The following is a 17,592-nucleotide window of genomic DNA, read 5'->3' on the forward strand; positions in this document are numbered from 1 at the left end:
GCGTCAGGCCGAGGCAGCTTTCGCTGCCTTCGCCACTGCTTTCCGCTTCAGGTCCGGCGGCGTTGCCTCATCGGCGAGCGATGCCAGAGCTTCGGCAAGCGACATCGAGACCTGATGCTGGGTTCCGAGTCTACGGATGTTGACCGTCTTCTCCTCGGCCTCCCGCTTGCCGCAGACGATGATCACCGGAACCTTCGCCAGCGAGTGCTCGCGGATCTTGTAGTTGATCTTCTCGTTGCGGAAGTCGGTTTCGACATGCAGGCCCGCTTCGCGCAGGTCTTCGGCGACCTGACGGCCGTAATCGTCCGCATCCGAGGTGATCGTCGCAACGACGACCTGCACCGGTGCGAACCACAGCGGCATGTGGCCCGCGAAGTTCTCGATGAGGATGCCGAGGAAGCGCTCCATCGATCCGCAGACGGCGCGGTGGATCATCACCGGCTGCTTCTTCTCCGAATTCTGGTCGATGTAGAAGGCACCGAAGCGTTCCGGCAGGTTGAAGTCGACCTGCGTGGTGCCGCACTGCCATTCACGGCCGATCGCATCCTTCAGCGTGTATTCGAACTTCGGCCCGTAGAAAGCGCCCTCGCCCGGCAGGATGCCGGTCTTAATGCGGCCGCCGGAACGCTCCTCGATGGTCTTGAGGACGTCGGTCATCACCGATTCGGCCCGGTCCCAAAGAGCGTCCGAACCGACGCGCTTTTCCGGCCGCGTCGACAGCTTGACGACGACTTCCTCGAAGCCGAAGTCGTGGTAGACCGACAGGATGAGCTCGTTGATGCGCAAGCATTCCGCCGCCAGCTGCTCGTCCGTGCAGAAGACGTGGGCATCGTCCTGCGTGAAGCCGCGCACGCGCATCAGGCCGTGCAGCGCGCCGGACGGCTCGTAGCGATGAACGTTGCCGAATTCGGCGAGACGGATCGGCAGTTCGCGATAGGACTTGAGCCCATGCTTGAAGATCTGCACATGGCCCGGGCAGTTCATCGGCTTCAGCGCGAAGACGCGGTTGTCCGCATCCTCGTCATCGGGATGGGTCAGGGCATGGGCGGATTTCACCGCGAACATGTTCTCCTGGTACCAGCCCCAGTGACCGGAGGTTTCCCAAAGCGAGGAATCAAGCACCTGCGGCGCGTTGACTTCCTCATAGGTGCCGGCAAGGCGACGACGCATGTAGGAGACCAGCGTCTGGAACATGCGCCAGCCCTTGCCGTGCCAGAACACGACGCCGGGGCCTTCTTCCTGGAAATGAAACAGATCCATCTCGCGGCCAAGCTTGCGGTGGTCGCGCTTCTCGGCTTCTTCGAGGATGTGCAGATAATTGTCGAGTTCGGCCTGCTCGGCCCATGCAGTCCCGTAAATGCGGGTCAGCATGGGACGTGTGGAATCGCCACGCCAATAGGCGCCGGCGACCTTCATCAGCTTGAAGGCCGAGCCGATCTGCCCCGTCGAGGCCATGTGCGGGCCGCGGCAGAGGTCGAACCAGTCGCCCTGGCGGTAGATCTTCAGATCCTGGTCTTCCGGGATCGCATCGACCAGCTCCACCTTGTAGCCTTCGCCCATCTCGGCAAACACGTCGCGCGCCTTGTTGCGCGGCCAGATTTCCTTGGTGAAGGCGGCGTTCTGCTGGATGATCTCCTTCATCTTCTTTTCGATCTTCGGCAGATCGTCCGGCGTGAAGGGCCAGTCCTCGCGGGTGTCGGGGTGGACGCGCTTGAAATCGTAATAGAAGCCGTTCTCGATGACCGGACCGATGGTCACCTGCGTGCCCGGCCACAGGGTCTGCACGGCTTCGGCCATCACATGGGCGGCGTCGTGGCGGATGAGTTCGAGCGCGCGCGGATCGGTCCGCGTGACGATCTCGATCCGGCCGTCGGTGACGGGGTCGGTAAGGTCGCGCAGCTCGCCGTCAAGCGCGATCGCGACGGCCTTCTTGGCGAGCGATTTGGAAATCGACTCGGCGACGTCGCGGCCGGTCGTGCCGGCGTCGAACGAACGGATGGAGCCATCGGGGAAAGTCAGGGAAACGGACATGGTATCTCCTTAGTCCAGTCCCGCCTACGAATGCGGGTGGTGACAATGGGCGCCGAATACGGCGACCGCATGCGCGCTCTGGTGGGACAGATATCCATTTGCCAGGCGCGTCACGGGCAAGCGGCGGTATAATCGGTAATGGCGAGGTTGTGAAGAGGCCCCGCCTGCCCTCATCCATGGCGCCGTGCTGTTATCGGACAGGCTGGAAAGTGGTTTGCCAGCCAGCCTTTCGATGGCCTATTTCCCGCGCGCCGACTTGCGCTGAACGACCTTGGCGATCGGCATTGGCATTCCGAGGTGATAGCCCTGCATGGTGTGGACGCCGAGGCGCTTCAGAAGCGTGGCCTGCTCCGCCGTCTCGACACCTTCCACGAGCACCGTGAAGTTCTGGTGGCGCAGCATGGTGACCATGTCCTTCAGGAGATTGAGCCCCTGCTGGTTCTGGCAGTCCTGCAGGAAGGAACGATCGATCTTGATGACGTCGAACTCGAACCGGTTGAGCCAGGCAAGGCCCGCGAAACCGGTACCGAAATCGTCGAGCCAGATGCGGACGCCCAGATTGCGCAAGTGCTGGATGTTACGGTGCGCCTGGGCATCCTTGTAGATGTCCATGCCTTCCGTCACCTCGAGCGCCAGCGAACGGGCCGGCATGCCGAGCTTCGTCAGGATGTTCGCGACCTGCAGCGGGAAGCCTGCCTCGCGCAACTGGACGGCCGACACATTGACCGACACGAACTCGCCGAGCCCGTGCTCCAGCATGTCCCGGCAGGCCTGCTCGATTGCCCATTCCCCGAGGCTGATGATCAGACCGGTCTGCTCGGCAATCGGGATGAAAACCGGCGGATGGATCGGCGTTCCGTCGAAGTCGCGCAGTCGCATCAGCGTCTCGTGGCCACGCAGGATACCGGACTTCACGTCGAAGATCGGCTGGTAGACAAGCGACACGAGACCACGCGAGACGGCAGTCTTCAGGAGCTCGATCAGGTTGCGGCCCGACGCATCTTCCTCGACGCTGTCCGGATCGTAGATCGTATAGGTGTTGCGCGACCGGAACTTCGATGCATAGAGCGCCCTGTCGGCCTGCTGCAACAGCAGAGACATGTCCTCGACGCCCTGATCGGTGGTCATCGCCGCACCGGCGCTGATCGTGACGATGTTCAGGGCATCGGTCCGGTCAGGGTGCGGAATGTTGCGATCACGCACGGCGGCGCACAAGGCTTCGGTCACGGTCCGCAGATGCGCCTCGTCACGAACCCGGCAGATGACGACGAATTCCTCACCGCCGTGACGGCCAACGACGCCGTCGAAGCGCGAGGCTGCCTCGGTCAGAATGTCTCCCAGCGCGACAAGGCAATCGTCACCGGCATTGTGGCCGAGGCTGTCATTGTAGCGCTTGAAGAAATCGACATCCATGATGATCATGCCGACATGACCGTAATCGCCGTAATCGCGGCGCGACAGATTGATGAATTCGCGGTCGATGGCGCGACGATTCTTCAGTCCGGTGAGCGGGTCGGTTTCGGCGATTTTCTTGAGCTGTTCGCCCTTCTCCAGCGCCACCTGTTCCTGGATCTGCGCCTGCAGCGAGTGAACGAAGGTATGATAGCGCTCGAGATTCAGACGCCATGCCAGATAAAGCGACAGGGACAGGGAGGTGAGGAGGAAAACAATATTGATCGCCCGCCCCTTCGGATCGGCATCCATCCAGTAGAGCGTGGCATAGATGTAAAAGGCGGTGATCGCCACCGATGACACGGCCGCGACCGAAAACCTGAAATTGAAGAACAGGTTGGTCGCGAAAATGAAAATCGTCCCGAAGACTGAGTACTGGAAGGCCGTACGGCTGTCGTACGTCATCAGTTCTATCAACAGAAACCCGGTCCCGGCGACAAATATCGCCAAGGCGGCCCCCAGATGCAGGATTTCGAGCGAGACGGCGCGCTGGATGCCGAATTCCAGACTGAAGAGCACCAACGCCGCCAGCAGCACCCGAAACACAACGAGCTGATAGCTGACGTCCGGGAGCAAATAGATATCAAAGGCGCCGAAGACCAGATGGGTGAGTACGGCGGCCCACAACCCCCAACGGGCTAGACGGCGGTTGCTGGCCGAGTTCCGCTCTGTCAGAATCTTGCGCAGGACAGGATCCGTCGGCCTCCACCACGGCTGGCCAATCGCTTCCTTGGCGCGTCTTGCGATGTCGTCACTCATCAGCGTCCCAGCCCGATCCATGAACGCCCCACTCTGTGGCGGAGCTGTCTTGCAATGACCCACTCCCCCTAAAATTTCGGGGCATTTGAACCCAAATAGGTCACAAGAATTCTAAACTCTGGTTAATTTCATCCAACTGATTTTAGGCGACCGAATCCGATACAGACAATTTTATGCAATTAACCATTAATTAATCATTTGATAGCGCCTCGCGCAAAAGTTGGTACAGTTCAAAACAGGGACAACAGGAACCTGGCCATAATGCGTGCGAAAGAATTTAAGTTTGATATTGACCAGCAAAGCATAATCACCCCGGAGCTTATGAAGCAGCACAAGCAGAGCGAAACTGAAGGCACCGACAAGAGTGACCTCAGCGAACGCATCCTCGATCTGATGCTCATTCTGCAGATGACCCAACAGTCCTTCATCAAGAAGGAACCCACCGGTCAGATCGTTCATCAACTCGTGCTGCGGCTGCACGAATTGCGAAGCCGGTGCAGTCCGGACACTTGGCAGCACCTCCTTCCGGTGGCCCAATCTCACCCGGTTGCGGAGTTTCTGCTCACCGATCCGTTTACCCGCTGGTCCTTCCAGAAGCCGCGCGGCTATTCGGGTGACGCGGGCCTGCTCGACCTTCTCTACAAGCATCCGTCGATCAAGCACCTGATCGATGAGAGCTCACCGCTTGGGCAGGAAATCTACGCCTACACCAGCGATTCCAGCAGCTGCGTCGCCGTCCGCGAACGCCGGATGATCCTGGCAGAATTGGTCGACGCAACGGCGTCAAAGGTGGAGAACGCCGAAATTCTCGCGGTCGCCTGTGGCCACCTGCGCGAAGCGGAGCTGTCGCACTCCTACGCCGATGGCAAGCTGAAGCGCTGGGTCGCTCTCGACCAGGATACGCAGAGCCTGGCAACGGTGGCGGCAAATCATGTCGGCACGGCGATCGACGCCATGGCCGGAAGTGTCGCCGGCCTGATCCGTCGTTCCTATGCGCTCGGACAATTCGACCTCGCCTATGCGGCCGGCCTCTACGACTATCTGCCCAAGCATGTATCGATCCGCCTCAATCAGCGCCTCATGGAACTGGTGAAGCCGGGCGGCGAATTCCTGTTCGCCAACTTCAGCACCGAAGTCGTTCCGGACGGCTACATGGAAACCTTCATGAACTGGCCGCTGATTCTGCGGAGCGAGCAGGATATGTGGGACATCGTCAACGGTTCCGTCGACCGCAACCATGTCGAGGCGGAAGTCTTCTTCGGCGAGAACCGACACATCATCTACGCCAAGATCAAGAAGCTCTCGTAAGACGCCCATATTTCGTGATGAACGCCGGCTTGCCCCAACAAGCCGGCGTTTTGCGTTGGAGCGGACGTCAACGGCTCGCCTCTTGCCGGCCTGCGATCAATCGAGCTCGAGATCCGTCACCTCAACCCGGACGATCTTCCCCGCAGCATTGAAATAGATGGTCTCCTCGCCACGCCGCACGAGCGGCTCGCCGGTCACGGCATGCGTCGCCTTGAGACGCCAGACGGATTTTGCACTGTTGTCTGATAGCCGATAGACGGCATCATTTTCCGCCACCTGATCCGGATAGGCCTCGAAGTAGCGGCGGAAAGCGGCCATCACCTGGGCCTTCCCCTCGACATTTCCGGTACCGCCCGAGAGGTAGGCGACATCCTCGGCGAAGCAGGCGTCGATTACGTCGAAATCGAGCGCATTGATAGCCGCATGGAAGCGCTTGAGGTTTTCGACGGGATCGAATGCGAGGCTGGACGACATGAGGGCTCCGTCAATCGTGGACCGGTTTGGAAATGTGCCAATAGCGCCAGGGGGCCCACCACCGGGTTTCCCTGGGAAGCTCTGCGGGCACCGGATCGAAGCCATGCGTGCCGCCCGGTCCGCAGCGCATGAACCGAAACAACGCCATGAACCCGCCGGCCCAGAGGCCGTGGCGGGCAACCGCCTCGTATCCATATTCGGAACAGGTCGGCAGATGGCGGCACGACTGGCCGATGAAGCCCGACAAGGTCAGTTGATAGAGCCTGATGAGCCCCATGCCGAACAGACGTCCCGGTGTCTTGGCAAAATCACCCTGCCAATTGCGGGATTTGCGATGCCGATTGCCTTCGGCTTTCTCCTCGCGACCGGGGTCACCATCGCACATGGGCTCAGCCTTCGACGTCCGCCGGCGCCTTCGCCCTGATCTGGTGGATCGCATCGACGACGGCATCGAATGTCAGCATCGTCGAGGCATGGCGCGCCTTGTAATCCCTGACGGGCAACAGGTACCGCATGTCCTCGAACCGCCCGGACGGCCCCTCGCCACCGGCCGTCAGCATGGCGCGCATATCGTCACGCGCCGCCTCGATTTCGTCCGCGGTCGCCCCGACAACATGACGGGCCATGATCGAGGACGATGCCTGACCGAGGGCGCAGGCTTTCACCTCGTGGGAAAATGCCGTCACCTCGTCGCCTTGCATCTTGATATAGACCTTGACCTTGGAGCCGCAGAGCCTGGAGAAGGCTTCCGCCGACGCATCGGCGTCGTCCATTCTGCCGATGGCGGGAATGTTGCCGGCGAATTCGAGTATTTTGCTGTTGTAGATGTCGTCCATGATGATCCGGTCGGCCGCGCCTGTCGTATTTGACGTCATATATAGTGAGTTCGTTCGGGAAAGAAAAACAGTCCGTGTCGCTTTCAGGACCTTTTCCTTAACCCGAACGCTCATATATAAGGATTGCGGCTTACGTGGACCAATGCCTTCCACGATGAGCCTTGATCTGGGAAACCGTGCAGGAAGGCCGTGGCGCAAAAGGGTGCCGACGGCCGGAACGCCCCGGGCCCGCCTCAAAAGATCCATAGCTGGCCTGGCCAGTCGATATATGGTTGATGGCGTGTTGTCCGACAATTGTAGACGTCAGGATCCACCGCAAGACGGATTGGGATCAGGAGACCGCTAGATGGACGCCATTGTCAAAGAATTTTCACTCAGTGATTCCAACATGTCCCGCCCTTCCCGCGAGGAAGCAGAGGAGGCCGTACGCACGCTTCTGCGCTGGGCCGGGGAGGATCCGAGCCGCGAAGGTCTGCTCGACACGCCGAGCCGCGTCGCCAAGGCCTATGGCGAGCTCTTCGGCGGCTACAACGAGGATATTGAGGATGTGCTCGGCCGGACCTTCGAAGAGGTCGGCGGCTACGACGACATCGTCCTCATCAAGGACATCCCGTTCTTCTCGCATTGCGAACACCACATGGTTCCGATCATCGGCAAGGCGCATGTCGCCTATCTGCCGGCCGGTCGCGTGCTGGGCCTCTCCAAGATCGCCCGCGTCGTCGACATCTTCGCCCGCCGCCTGCAGACGCAGGAAACGATGACGGCACAGATCGCCACGGCGATCGACCAGTCTCTCGGACCGCGCGGTGTGGCGGTGATGATCGAAGCCGAGCATATGTGCATGGCGATGCGCGGCATCCGCAAGCAGGGCTCTACGACCATCACCACGACCTTCCTGGGCGCCTTCAAGGAAGAAGCCCATGAGCAGGTCCGTTTCATGACCATGTTGCGCGGCCGCTAGGCCGCGACAGGGGATTACGCAGACATGCCGATGACATTTGCTCCGCCATCCAAGGACAAGGCGGACTGGGAAACCGTGACAGACTTCACGCCCCGCTTCGACGCCAACGGGCTGATCACCACCGTGGTCACCGACGCTGCCGACGGCATGCTGCTGATGGTCGCCCACATGAATGCCGAGGCCCTTGCCCTGACGGTCGAGACCGGCATCGCGCACTATTACAGCCGCTCGCGCGGCAAACTCTGGAAGAAGGGCGAAACCTCCGGCAATCTCCAGCAGGTCCGTGAAATTCTGACCGATTGCGATCAGGATGCGATCTGGCTGAAGGTGTCCGTTTCCGGACATGACGCGACCTGCCACACTGGTCGCCGCTCCTGCTTCTACCGTTCTGTGGAACAAATCGACGGCCGCGCACATTTGGTCTTCAGCGAAGACAAACCGCGGTTTGATCCCAAGGACGTTTACGACACCTAGGCAGGGGTGGCCGGCATTCGGCTGCTAGAGGTTGCACAGCAAGCGGTCATTTGCCGCAATTGTACCCACCTCTCGTGGACCTAAATGCTTTGGTAACCTATAACTGCATTTAATGGGCTTCTTGGGAGAGTTCAGCAGGAAGGAAGGGTCGGACATGCTGGACTGGAATTTCAGACACCGTCATTCCTCCGATGTCGCCCTTGGGCAGGCCCTGCCTCCGGACAGCGCGATGACCACACCCCCTATTGCCCCGGCCGAACCCAAAAAATCGAAGATCGCGCTTGCGCTTGGCGGCGGTGCTGCCCGTGGATGGGCGCATATCGGTGTGTTGCGGGCCCTCGACGAGGCCGGCATCCAGGTTGGCATGATCGCCGGAACCTCCATCGGTGCGCTCGTCGGCGGATGCTATCTGGCCGGCAAGCTCGACGAGTTGGAAGATTTCGCCCGTTCGCTGACCATGCGGCGCATCGCCAGCCTCCTGGATCTGACGATCGGCGGCGGCGGCCTGTTTGCCGGCATGCGGCTGACCAAGCGCATGCAGGAACACCTGCACGGGATCATGATCGAGGATATGGACCGGCCCTTCGTCGCCGTCGCCTCGGAGCTCAACACCGGTCACGAGGTGTGGATCACCGCCGGTTCGCTGATCACCGCCATTCGCGCCTCCTATGCCCTGCCCGGCATTTTCGAGCCGATCCATTGCAACGGCCGCACGCTGGTCGATGGCGCCCTGGTCAACCCCGTGCCGGTCACCGTTTGCCGGGCCTACGAGCAGCCGCTCGTCGTCGCCGTGAACCTGCATTACGACATTTACGGGCGTTCGGCGGTCGTCAAGCACAATGCCAGCACGCAGGAACCGGAAGAACTGCCGTCGCATCACGATACCGGCGGTCGCCTCGGGCTGACCCGCGTCATGGTGCAGGCCTTCAACATCATTCAGGATCGCATTTCACGCGCACGTCTTGCCGGAGATCCGCCGGACCTCGCCCTGCAGCCGCGCCTCAGCGACATCGGCCTGTCGGAATTCCATCGCGCAGCCGAAGCCATCCAGCGCGGCTATGAGGAGACCAAGGCGAGGATCGCCGATCTGCACCGGCTTCAGGAAGTCTTTGCGGCGGGCATCATCAACACCCGCCTCTGATTCCATCACGCTCCATCACGTGAATAAACCGGCGTCAGCCGGCAATGTAGGCCTTGATCTCCTGGGCTTCCATTTCGATTGCCCGGATATGGTTCTTCACGACGTCGCCGATCGAGATGATGCCGGCGAGCTTGCCGTCGTGTTCGACCGGCGCGTGGCGGAACCTGCGGGTGGTCATCACTTCCATAAGCTGGTCGACGGTCGTGTCTTCACGGCACGCATAGACGTTCGACGTCATGTAGGCGGAGACCGGATTGCCGAGGCTCTCCGGGCCATCCTTGGCGATTGCGCGCGCAAGGTCTCGCTCGGTGAAGATGCCGGCAATGGTGTCGCCGGGACCGAGGATCACCGTACCGCCGATCTTGTTCTCATGGAGAATTTTGGCTGCATCCAAGAGGCTCGCCGTCGACGCAATGGTTATGACGTTGCGGCCCTTTTCATTCAGAATGGCTTTCACTGATACAGACATGCGTTCCTCCTTCTTGCCAGAGCGGAAGATGCATCACATCGCCGCCCAGGGCTCCACCCGTGACCCAATGCCGCAGAATGCGGGTGGGTGAATGGTGCCAGCCGCTTGTAAGGATAGCAATATCCCGCGTGACTATAATTCCTTGGAATGCCGTGCCGGCTGTCGCGGATCGAACAGATCGAGGAGGATGAAGCCGAACAGGAATCCGCCGATATGGGCTTCCCAGGCAATGCTCTGACCCTGCATGCCGGCAAACGGAATACCGAAGGCGAACAGCAGATTGCCGGCGAGCCAGGCGACGATGAAGATGAACGCCGTCCTGTTGCGCAGGGCTTCGAGCATCGTCATACGGGTGTTGAGATGCACGTCGGCACTGCGCAGCCCCCTGCCCTCGGCGAAGACGAAACGGCAGGCAGAGCCCATCAGCGCTGAGACCGAACCGGAGGCGCCGATCAGCAGGCTGGGCTCACCCCAGTGCAGCCCCATGAAGAAGAAGGCGGATGCGGCAGCGCTCAGGACCCAGAAGACGACGAAGCGGAACGCGCCGATTCTTAAGGCCACCGGCGTGCCGAATGCCGCCAGCCAGAGGCTGTTGAAGACCAGATGGCTGATGCTGCCATGCAGCAGCGAATAGGTTACCGGGGTCCACAACCAGGCCAGGTCCGCCATGCCAAGCGCATAGGCGTAGCGCGCGGGAATGAAACCGAAGTTGACGTAAACACGGTCATTCAGTTCGACGGACAACAGATAGGTCTGGATCAGATATATCGCGGCCAGTCCGAAAATGAAGAGAAGAATTACCGTCGGCAGGTTGAATATCGGTGCCCGGTCATCGGGACCCTCGGGTCCGGGCTCGGCATTCTGCTGCCTGCGCAACGCTTCTTCCATTTGATTTCCTGTCCGAGACCATGCAATGACGACCTGCATATAGGTCCCGGCGCACACCGGTCAAAGAAAAACCGTCCAGCCATTCAGCTGGACGGTTGCGAGCCCCCAAATTCCCGTGCCCGACATAATCTAGTGTGCTGTGAAGACCAGGTCTTCCATGACGGGAAGGCCTGCCTCCCGAAACGTGTTGATAGGCTTTTGTCTCACGTTGCCGCGGTGTGCGCAATCGAAACCAAAAGTTAACCTTAACTCCCGCGTCTGGCACGGTTTTCGCTCTACCGGAGTCCAATGGGCGACATCTGCCCGAGTTTGACCCGAAACGGGACAAGGCCCCCATGGATTGCAAGGCGAGCATCGAGATCTACCAATATTGGAACAGGCTGCGCGGACAGGATGCTGCGCCCAGCCGCAAGCAGATCATACCGTCACAAATCGCGTCGGTACTGCCGGACCTGTTCATCCTCGAAGAGGTTGCCGGCGGAATTCCGATCTTCCGCCTGGCTGGCACGCGAATCTGTGAACTGTTCGGGCACGAGCTTCACGGCAGCCCTTTCACCGCCTTGTGGAACGGCGACAACGTCATCAACCCGGGAACGATCGTATCCAGCGTCCTCCGCTCGGCGGTGCCCGTCCTGTTGAAGGCCGGCGGCTATTCCTACTCGCTGGACACCGATGAGACGCTGGAGATACCGCTGCTTCCTCTGCGCAGCGGCGGCGATCAATGCGACCGGATTCTCGGTTCCATGTCTTTGGTCGGTCCACGTACGGGACTGCATGCGAACGCGCTGGATCTCCTCACTCTCGACCGGGTGGTTGAAATCGCTGCCCCTCGCCCCCTCCTTACTGCCAACATGCCGCCGTCGTCCGGCACGGTCCGCGGCGACTATCGTGGCGAGCGCAGCAACCAGAACGGACCGCTGTTCGGGCAGGATTGAACGCCGGAATTCAAGACTTTCACCAGTCCGGCCTCCCCAAACCACAGCATCACGACGACGTCCTTTCCAACCCGATAAATTTGATGCTGCCGACAAACCTTCTGTTAATGGAATCGGCAGTATTTTCGACTGGTAGAAACGTCAGAAGATTGATGACAGATGTATTCCTTCCAGCCAGCACAAGCGGTCAGAACTGGGGGCTCCGAACAGAGCCGTAGTTTTCAGCGCGTTACGGTCAATATTCGCGGCCGGCTGATGCTGTCGAACTATGAGGAATACGACTGCGTCGTCACCGACATGTCTCCCGGCGATCTTTGCATCCTCTGCGGCGGCCTTCCTCGGCTGAACGAGCGTGTTATCGCCTATCTCGATCACATCGGACGTATCGAAGGCCGCGTGCTCGAATTCATCAAGGACGGCTTCGTGCTGTCGATCAGCGCGACCGGCCGCAAGCGCGAGAAGCTGGCCGCACAGCTGACCTGGATTGCCAACAAGCACGAACTCGGCCTTCCGGAAGACCGCAGGCACGACCGACTGACGCCGCGTCACTCGCGTACGGAATTGCTTCTCGAGGAAGACGGCCGCCGCTTCGAATGCAACATCATGGACCTTTCGCTGTCGGGCGCCGCCATTGACATCGAATTCCGTCCGCCGATCGACACCGCAGTGCAGATCGGCAATATCCGCGGCCGCATCGTCCGCCACTTCAAGGAAGGCGTCGCCGTCGAGTTCACGGCCAGACAGACGCACGAGTCGCTCCGCGCCTTCCTCTGACCACCCTCGCAATCTTCTCGAGATTTACCGGCGTCCTCATCGACGAGCATTTTCGCACGCCGGCGTTCGTTGCTCGCATTTCACCAATACTCAGCCATTGAGAGACCCCATATCAAGGGGCCGGAGCCTGCCGTCTTACCCATAGCTCCGCCGGGGAAGGTCAAAACAACGGATCCGGCAAACCTTTGTTAAGGACGTCTGCACGCGCCACAGAGTTTTTTGGCGGTCAGATTCCTCGCCTTGGCCTCGCAGTCCCGCCCCGAACCAAGATGTCGCAAAGTGGCACAGGCACATTTTCCGACCGACGGTCGTCACCATCTGCTCCTCGATAACGCGCGCCGAACCGTCACCCGGGCGGAATTCCTCCGTGGATTCAAGAATATAGGCGAGCGGATCGTGCCGATGGCATAAGCCGTTAAACTTTGATGCAAATTCGATGAGAATTCGCCTCAAATACGGATCGAATTCGACTCGTGTTTTCATCAAGTTTTCAGCGCATTTGAATCTATTAAGCTATTAATTTTACTGCGGAATTTTGCGAGCGATAAAAATCTGTGTGGCACTGTTTTCTCCGTAAACGGGGAGAATGAAAATGACGAAAGCCACACAAGGGAAGTTGAGTGTCCTGTCGTTCATTGTGACACTTGCGACTGCCGGTCTCGCCCAGGCGATGCCTGCCAACATGTTGACCACCGGCGCCACCAATCCGCCGATCGGCCACTACGAATTCTGCAAGTCCCACAGCAACGAATGCAAGCCGCACGGCCGGGATCCCGGTCCCATGCTTTTGACCGAAAGCGCCTGGAAGGAAATCCTGCAGGTCAATTACACGGTCAACACCCGGATCCAGCCGATGACGGATGAGGAAATCTACGGCGTCGAGGAACGCTGGGCGTATCCGACGACGGTCGGCGATTGCGAGGACTTCGTGCTCTTGAAGCGGCGCATGCTGATGCAGGCCGGCATTTCGGAAGACGACCTCCTGATCACGGTCGTCCTGCAGCCGAACGGCGAAGGCCATGCCGTGCTGACGGTGCGCACCGACCGCGGCGACTTCATCCTCGACAACATGCGCAACAAGGTCCTCTTGTGGTCCGACACCGAATACACCTTCATCAAGCGCCAGGCCTCTGACGATCCGGGCCGCTGGGTCCGCCTTCAGGACGGTCGCGCCACGCTGGTTGGCTCGGTCAAGAACTAACGGCGGCGTCGGATCGGTCGAAGCCACCGATTCGACCTTGCCAAGAAAAGGCCCGGTCACCCCCGCACCCCGTCCCCGACCGGAGCCCAGAGCCGATCCCGCTTCCCCGGGGTCGGCTCACCTCTTTTTCAGCCCACGAGAATTTCAGTCAGGATCGCAGGATTTCGGCCACGGCCGCTAATCCTGACAAAACGAGAGTGCCATAGCAGACCGACCACAGGGCGGTCAGCCCGTAGAGCACCCCAAGTTCAGCGCCATACCCCCAGCCCCGGCCCCGATGCCGCCGCGCCCGTTCCCACAGGATCGCAGGCCCGGCAATGAATGCCAGGACCCAGGGCAAGGCCCGCAACTCCAATCGAAAGCCTTCTCGCCTCTGGACAGGCCAGCGGGCAGCGAGCCGATTGCGGGCCAGGTCCATCAGGATGATCGGCAGGACGAAGCCGAGGGCGGCTGCAGTGGCAAAACCGGGAAAATTCATCGAATTTTAACCATAAAACGGGACTGTTCGGGGCTAGTGCTGCAAGTGGCGTGCCGCAGTCATCCGTCCCGACCTGATACAGACGTCCGCCCAACCATTCCGTGGCCGGATGCAACAAACGGAAACCCAGATGTCCATCCCGTCAGCCGACGACGAACAGCAACTGCCGCTGCTTTCCAACCGCTTTCTCTATCGCCTCACGGGGACGATTGCCGTGCTCGCGGCCTTCACGGCGCTGATCAGCCTGGCGGGACACTGGCTTGGCCGCGAACTGAGGGCGGTCGGCCATACCGATAGTCGGGAAATGGTCGCCATCACCATCGGACGCGACCGGCTGGTCATTCCGGAAAACGAGATACGCTTTGCCCGCCAGCGGATCGAAGGTTCAGCAGACAGCATCGATCTCTATCTGAGCTGGCCCGCCATGGAAGGTTACACGGCGGCCTCGGCACAGACATTCACCAATATCGAAAAGTCCAAGGACCTGATTTTCCTTCAGATTTCGCAGGCCACCATGTCACGCGACATGTCCGGCCGGCTGGAGCCGATCTACCGGCAACTCTTTGAAGGGCAACCGGAAGCCGGACCGGACGGCTTGTCATTGCACCATTTCAAGAAGGCGAGCGGCTACGGCAATGAAGTTCTTTTGACCTCCCCCAATCCGAACCAGCCCGACTATGCCGTGCGTTGTCTTCTGCCGGATACACCCGCCGCAGCGACCAGCGGCGACTGCCAGCGCGATATCGCCGTGGGGCAGGATCTCAGCGTCCTTTACCGCTTCTCCAGCGCGCGTCTGGCGGATTGGCGAGGGCTCGACAAAGCCGTGCGCGACCATGTTGAGGCCCAACTCTCGGGGCAATAGACCCGGAAGCCGCCGACCGCCCTTCCCTCAAAAGCGCAAAAAAATGGAAACCTATTGTTCATTATAAACGGATTGGTAACGCGACGGCGATAGCATCCTTAACAGTTTTCACCGCTCCAAAACGAGACGGCAATCAAACCCAAAACGACAAGAGTGTATCCGTGCAGAGCGTCCGCTTTTCAAGTTTCCGTTCCAGTTTCTCCCTTTCCTCGCTTCGCAAGCTCGCAATTGCGGCCATTTCCTTAGTCACTCTCTTATCGGCTTCCTACGCACCCGCTGCCGCTGCGCAATATGCTGGCATCGTCATTGATGCGAAGACGGGCGAAGTGCTTTACAGCAGCGACCCCGACGGTCGCCGGTATCCGGCGTCGCTCACCAAGATGATGACGCTGTATCTGACGTTTGAGGCGCTTGAAGCCGGTCGCATGTCGCTGGATACCTCCATTCCGGTGTCCGCCCATGCTGCGTCCGAGCCCCCGTCCAAGCTTGGCGTCCCGGCCGGCCGCACGATCACCGTGCGCGATGCGATCCAGTCGCTGGTCACGCGTTCGGCAAACGACATGGCAACCGCACTTGGTGAATATCTGGGCGGCTCCGAAACCGGCTTTGCACGGATGATGACGAACAAGGCCCGTTCGCTGGGCATGACCCGCACCGTCTATCGCAACGCCAACGGCCTGCCCGATACGCAGCAGTACACGACGGCCCGTGATCAGGCGATCCTCGGTATCGCGCTGCGCCAGCACTTCCCGCAGTATTACGACTTCTTCTCCACCCGGTCGTTCAAATACGGCAAGCAGACCATCGGCAACCACAACAGGCTGCTCGGCAAGGTCCGCGGAGTCGACGGCATCAAGACCGGCTATACCCGCGCCTCCGGTTTCAATCTCGCCACATCCGCGCAGGTCGGCAACCGCTCCATCGTCGGCGTCGTGCTCGGCGGCACCTCGGGTGCGTCGCGTGACGCCAAGATGCGGCAGCTGGTCGAAGCCTATCTGCCGAAGGCGAAGAGCACATCGCGCGTCAGCTTCATCATCCCGCGCGCCGGCACCAATGCCGTTGCCATGCGCAAGCTCGATCGTCTCGACAATGCCGTCCCGGTTCCGCAGCAGCGCTACGACGTCGAAGTCGCGTCCAACGCCTATGCACCGCCGGTTGCCGAAGATCGCGCCGTGGCTGCCATCAGCAACGGTCTCGTCGAAGAAGGCACCGACGAAGAGGAAGTCGCGGACGTCGTCCCGACGCCCGCCCCGGTGCCGGCTCACGAAGACGCCAAGCCCGTTGCAGTCGACCATCTGCAGACGGCCTCCACCACCACACCCTCTGGCTGGGTCATCCAGGTCGGCACATCGCCCGACCGCGACCTCGCCCTCGGTCTCCTGCACAAAGCGCAGGCCAAAGGCGGCAAGGTATTGCGTTCCGCCACCCCATTCACCGTTGCCTTCGAAAACAGCGGGCAAAAGGTCTATCGCGCACGTTTCGGCGGCTTCTCCGGCCAGACGAGCGCAGTCAATGCATGCCGCAGCCTGAAGCGGGCGGGCATCGGTTGCTGGGCGTCCCAGCAGTAAACGGTCGCCGCGAGGCGTCTGTTGCGGGCCAGTAAGGCACCGCGGCAAGGAATTGGAACGGGGCCTGCACAGGGTCTTGTAACGGCCCAAGGCCCCGTTCTTGAAAGTGTCCGGTATCCGTTTTTGCGGATGCCTCCTCGGACAAGTATTGAGTAGCGAGGTTTGTTATGGCTCTGAACGAAAACAGCGCGGGTGATGACATCATCCACATGGACGGGCGGAAAGCGAAACGCCCGGGGCTTCATCCCCTTCACGAAGCGGCGATGCGGATTGCCGATCTCGGTTTCACCCGCAAGGACAAGACCAAGGAACTGGTCTCAGCGCTTCTCAGCCACGGCGCGCGCGCCTGGCGCAGCTCGCAGCCGCCGGCCAACATGCACCTGCATCTGGCCAATTACAGCGGCCGCTGCCCGGTCTACCTGAAGCTTCGCTGAATTTGGTGACGGGCGCACTGCCCGTCATTTCCTCTGGCCGGCCTTCAGAGCAGACCGAGTTCCGAGAGTTCGCGTGCGAGATCGGCCGGCATGTCGACATCGGCGCCGCCAATGCCTTTCAGGTCCGGCGGCGCATCTTCCGGCCGCAGGTATCGCCATCCCTGGAAAGCCCGGCGCGGCTGCGGCGCCGTCTCGATGACCTCCGGACCGAGCATCAGCCGGCAGCGGCCGATGCCATCCACGTCGGTGAATGTCTCGATGCCGATGATCATCTGTCGCGCCAGAACCTGCCCCTTGATCACCCAGTAGAGCGAACCGCCGTCGAGAATCTCGTCGGCCTTCTTCGGGACCATTCTTGTCGTGTGGACGCTATGCGGCTCCAGGCCGGCGGCAATGGCCGTCATGGCCCGGTCCGCGACCCATTCCTTCAGGTCGTCGACACTGTCCGCGCCGACGCAGAGTTTGATCATATGGAGGCTCATGCCCCTTTGAAACGCTCAAACGGGCCGATGGTCAAGCGCAGACTGGGCGCAGCGACGTCGCAGGG

Annotated in this window: 19 protein-coding genes; 10 read left to right on the forward strand and 9 right to left on the reverse strand. The window is 60.6% G+C overall.

What is annotated here, in order from left to right:
- Positions 1-3: 3 nt before the first annotated feature.
- Positions 4-2,031 carry a threonine--tRNA ligase gene (gene thrS / locus NN662_RS09935; protein ID WP_261930115.1) on the reverse strand — a complete coding sequence of 676 codons (2,028 nt, stop codon included), beginning with the start codon at positions 2,029-2,031 and terminating at the stop codon, positions 4-6.
- Between the two features lie 237 nt (positions 2,032-2,268).
- A complete protein-coding gene (locus NN662_RS09940) occupies positions 2,269-4,242 on the reverse strand; it encodes a putative bifunctional diguanylate cyclase/phosphodiesterase (RefSeq protein ID WP_261930116.1) in 1,974 nt (657 codons plus the stop codon).
- 321 nt (positions 4,243-4,563) lie between these two features.
- Between NN662_RS09940 and NN662_RS09945 the strand changes: the two genes are divergently transcribed.
- A complete protein-coding gene (locus NN662_RS09945; RefSeq protein ID WP_261930117.1) occupies positions 4,564-5,550 on the forward strand; it encodes a class I SAM-dependent methyltransferase in 987 nt (328 codons plus the stop codon).
- A gap of 96 nt (positions 5,551-5,646) precedes the next feature.
- Here NN662_RS09945 and NN662_RS09950 read toward each other — a convergent pair whose 3' ends face one another.
- The 3 genes from NN662_RS09950 to NN662_RS09960 are packed head-to-tail and all read right to left on the reverse strand — an operon-like array spanning position 5,647 to position 6,860.
- Positions 5,647-6,024 carry a nuclear transport factor 2 family protein gene (locus tag NN662_RS09950; protein ID WP_261930118.1) on the reverse strand — a complete coding sequence of 126 codons (378 nt, stop codon included), beginning with the start codon at positions 6,022-6,024 and terminating at the stop codon, positions 5,647-5,649.
- A 10-nt stretch (positions 6,025-6,034) separates the two neighbouring features.
- Positions 6,035-6,409, reverse strand: a complete 375-nt coding sequence (gene yidD / locus NN662_RS09955) for a membrane protein insertion efficiency factor YidD (RefSeq protein WP_261930119.1) — start codon at positions 6,407-6,409, stop codon at positions 6,035-6,037.
- Between the two features lie 4 nt (positions 6,410-6,413).
- Positions 6,414-6,860 (reverse strand): iron-sulfur cluster assembly scaffold protein, encoded by a 447-nt coding sequence (locus tag NN662_RS09960; protein ID WP_261931925.1) that lies wholly within the window; start codon positions 6,858-6,860, stop codon positions 6,414-6,416.
- Positions 6,861-7,206: 346 nt separating this feature from the next.
- Between NN662_RS09960 and folE the strand changes: the two genes are divergently transcribed.
- The 3 genes from folE (at position 7,207) to NN662_RS09975 (ending at position 9,436) form a co-directional block, all read left to right on the forward strand.
- Positions 7,207-7,821 carry a GTP cyclohydrolase I FolE gene (gene folE, locus NN662_RS09965; protein ID WP_261930120.1) on the forward strand — a complete coding sequence of 205 codons (615 nt, stop codon included), beginning with the start codon at positions 7,207-7,209 and terminating at the stop codon, positions 7,819-7,821.
- Positions 7,822-7,845: 24 nt separating this feature from the next.
- Positions 7,846-8,295, forward strand: coding sequence for a phosphoribosyl-AMP cyclohydrolase (hisI, locus tag NN662_RS09970; protein ID WP_261930121.1), 450 nt, complete (start codon positions 7,846-7,848; stop codon positions 8,293-8,295).
- 154 nt (positions 8,296-8,449) lie between these two features.
- Complete coding sequence (locus NN662_RS09975) at positions 8,450-9,436, forward strand: patatin-like phospholipase family protein (RefSeq protein ID WP_261930122.1); 987 nt, start codon at positions 8,450-8,452, stop codon at positions 9,434-9,436.
- 34 nt (positions 9,437-9,470) lie between these two features.
- Here NN662_RS09975 and NN662_RS09980 read toward each other — a convergent pair whose 3' ends face one another.
- Positions 9,471-9,905: a CBS domain-containing protein gene (locus tag NN662_RS09980; protein WP_261930123.1), complete on the reverse strand. Its 435-nt coding sequence runs from the start codon at positions 9,903-9,905 to the stop codon at positions 9,471-9,473.
- A 132-nt stretch (positions 9,906-10,037) separates the two neighbouring features.
- Positions 10,038-10,793, reverse strand: a complete 756-nt coding sequence (locus tag NN662_RS09985; RefSeq protein WP_261930124.1) for a rhomboid family intramembrane serine protease — start codon at positions 10,791-10,793, stop codon at positions 10,038-10,040.
- A 335-nt stretch (positions 10,794-11,128) separates the two neighbouring features.
- On the opposite strand from NN662_RS09985, the gene NN662_RS09990 reads away from it, so the two are divergent.
- The 3 genes from NN662_RS09990 to NN662_RS10000 all read left to right on the forward strand — a co-directional run bounded on the left by NN662_RS09990 (position 11,129) and on the right by NN662_RS10000 (position 13,703).
- Positions 11,129-11,728: a PAS domain-containing protein gene (locus tag NN662_RS09990; protein ID WP_261930125.1), complete on the forward strand. Its 600-nt coding sequence runs from the start codon at positions 11,129-11,131 to the stop codon at positions 11,726-11,728.
- A gap of 159 nt (positions 11,729-11,887) precedes the next feature.
- Positions 11,888-12,502, forward strand: coding sequence for a PilZ domain-containing protein (locus NN662_RS09995; RefSeq protein WP_261930126.1), 615 nt, complete (start codon positions 11,888-11,890; stop codon positions 12,500-12,502).
- Between the two features lie 592 nt (positions 12,503-13,094).
- The gene (locus NN662_RS10000) at positions 13,095-13,703 is read left to right on the forward strand and encodes a transglutaminase-like cysteine peptidase (protein ID WP_261930127.1); all 609 of its coding nucleotides are present in this window, start codon (positions 13,095-13,097) and stop codon (positions 13,701-13,703) included.
- Positions 13,704-13,851: 148 nt separating this feature from the next.
- Here NN662_RS10000 and NN662_RS10005 read toward each other — a convergent pair whose 3' ends face one another.
- On the reverse strand, positions 13,852-14,181 hold the full coding sequence (locus NN662_RS10005) for a hypothetical protein (protein ID WP_261930128.1): 330 nt from the start codon (positions 14,179-14,181) through the stop codon (positions 13,852-13,854).
- A 130-nt stretch (positions 14,182-14,311) separates the two neighbouring features.
- Here NN662_RS10005 and NN662_RS10010 point away from each other — a divergent pair, with 130 nt between their 5' ends.
- The 3 genes from NN662_RS10010 to NN662_RS10020 all read left to right on the forward strand — a co-directional run bounded on the left by NN662_RS10010 (position 14,312) and on the right by NN662_RS10020 (position 17,045).
- A complete protein-coding gene (locus NN662_RS10010; RefSeq protein ID WP_261930129.1) occupies positions 14,312-15,043 on the forward strand; it encodes a hypothetical protein in 732 nt (243 codons plus the stop codon).
- A gap of 227 nt (positions 15,044-15,270) precedes the next feature.
- Positions 15,271-16,611, forward strand: coding sequence for a D-alanyl-D-alanine carboxypeptidase (locus tag NN662_RS10015; protein WP_261931926.1), 1,341 nt, complete (start codon positions 15,271-15,273; stop codon positions 16,609-16,611).
- 167 nt (positions 16,612-16,778) lie between these two features.
- The gene (locus NN662_RS10020) at positions 16,779-17,045 is read left to right on the forward strand and encodes a hypothetical protein (RefSeq protein ID WP_261930130.1); all 267 of its coding nucleotides are present in this window, start codon (positions 16,779-16,781) and stop codon (positions 17,043-17,045) included.
- 44 nt (positions 17,046-17,089) lie between these two features.
- Here the strand turns inward: NN662_RS10020 and NN662_RS10025 are convergent, their stop codons facing one another.
- Entirely contained in the window at positions 17,090-17,527 is a 438-nt protein-coding gene (locus NN662_RS10025) for a DUF1489 family protein (protein ID WP_261930131.1), read from the reverse strand.
- Positions 17,528-17,592 lie beyond the last annotated feature (65 nt).

Source organism: Rhizobium sp. NRK18 (assembly GCF_024385575.1).
Lineage (GTDB): Bacteria > Pseudomonadota > Alphaproteobacteria > Rhizobiales > Rhizobiaceae > JANFMV01.

What these genes read in the sequence shown, in the direction of transcription:
- thrS (WP_261930115.1), bottom strand. Translation starts at nt 2,031, where the DNA reads ATGTCCGTTTCCCTGACTTTCCCCGATGGCTCCATCCGTTCGTTCGAC.
- NN662_RS09940 (WP_261930116.1), bottom strand. Translation starts at nt 4,242, where the DNA reads ATGAGTGACGACATCGCAAGACGCGCCAAGGAAGCGATTGGCCAGCCG.
- NN662_RS09945 (WP_261930117.1), top strand. Translation starts at nt 4,564, where the DNA reads ATGAAGCAGCACAAGCAGAGCGAAACTGAAGGCACCGACAAGAGTGAC.
- NN662_RS09950 (WP_261930118.1), bottom strand. Translation starts at nt 6,024, where the DNA reads ATGTCGTCCAGCCTCGCATTCGATCCCGTCGAAAACCTCAAGCGCTTC.
- yidD (WP_261930119.1), bottom strand. Translation starts at nt 6,409, where the DNA reads ATGTGCGATGGTGACCCCGGTCGCGAGGAGAAAGCCGAAGGCAATCGG.
- NN662_RS09960 (WP_261931925.1), bottom strand. Translation starts at nt 6,860, where the DNA reads ATGGACGACATCTACAACAGCAAAATACTCGAATTCGCCGGCAACATT.
- folE (WP_261930120.1), top strand. Translation starts at nt 7,207, where the DNA reads ATGGACGCCATTGTCAAAGAATTTTCACTCAGTGATTCCAACATGTCC.
- hisI (WP_261930121.1), top strand. Translation starts at nt 7,846, where the DNA reads ATGCCGATGACATTTGCTCCGCCATCCAAGGACAAGGCGGACTGGGAA.
- NN662_RS09975 (WP_261930122.1), top strand. Translation starts at nt 8,450, where the DNA reads ATGCTGGACTGGAATTTCAGACACCGTCATTCCTCCGATGTCGCCCTT.
- NN662_RS09980 (WP_261930123.1), bottom strand. Translation starts at nt 9,905, where the DNA reads ATGTCTGTATCAGTGAAAGCCATTCTGAATGAAAAGGGCCGCAACGTC.
- NN662_RS09985 (WP_261930124.1), bottom strand. Translation starts at nt 10,793, where the DNA reads ATGGAAGAAGCGTTGCGCAGGCAGCAGAATGCCGAGCCCGGACCCGAG.
- NN662_RS09990 (WP_261930125.1), top strand. Translation starts at nt 11,129, where the DNA reads ATGGATTGCAAGGCGAGCATCGAGATCTACCAATATTGGAACAGGCTG.
- NN662_RS09995 (WP_261930126.1), top strand. Translation starts at nt 11,888, where the DNA reads ATGTATTCCTTCCAGCCAGCACAAGCGGTCAGAACTGGGGGCTCCGAA.
- NN662_RS10000 (WP_261930127.1), top strand. Translation starts at nt 13,095, where the DNA reads ATGACGAAAGCCACACAAGGGAAGTTGAGTGTCCTGTCGTTCATTGTG.
- NN662_RS10005 (WP_261930128.1), bottom strand. Translation starts at nt 14,181, where the DNA reads ATGAATTTTCCCGGTTTTGCCACTGCAGCCGCCCTCGGCTTCGTCCTG.
- NN662_RS10010 (WP_261930129.1), top strand. Translation starts at nt 14,312, where the DNA reads ATGTCCATCCCGTCAGCCGACGACGAACAGCAACTGCCGCTGCTTTCC.
- NN662_RS10020 (WP_261930130.1), top strand. Translation starts at nt 16,779, where the DNA reads ATGGCTCTGAACGAAAACAGCGCGGGTGATGACATCATCCACATGGAC.
- NN662_RS10025 (WP_261930131.1), bottom strand. Translation starts at nt 17,527, where the DNA reads ATGAGCCTCCATATGATCAAACTCTGCGTCGGCGCGGACAGTGTCGAC.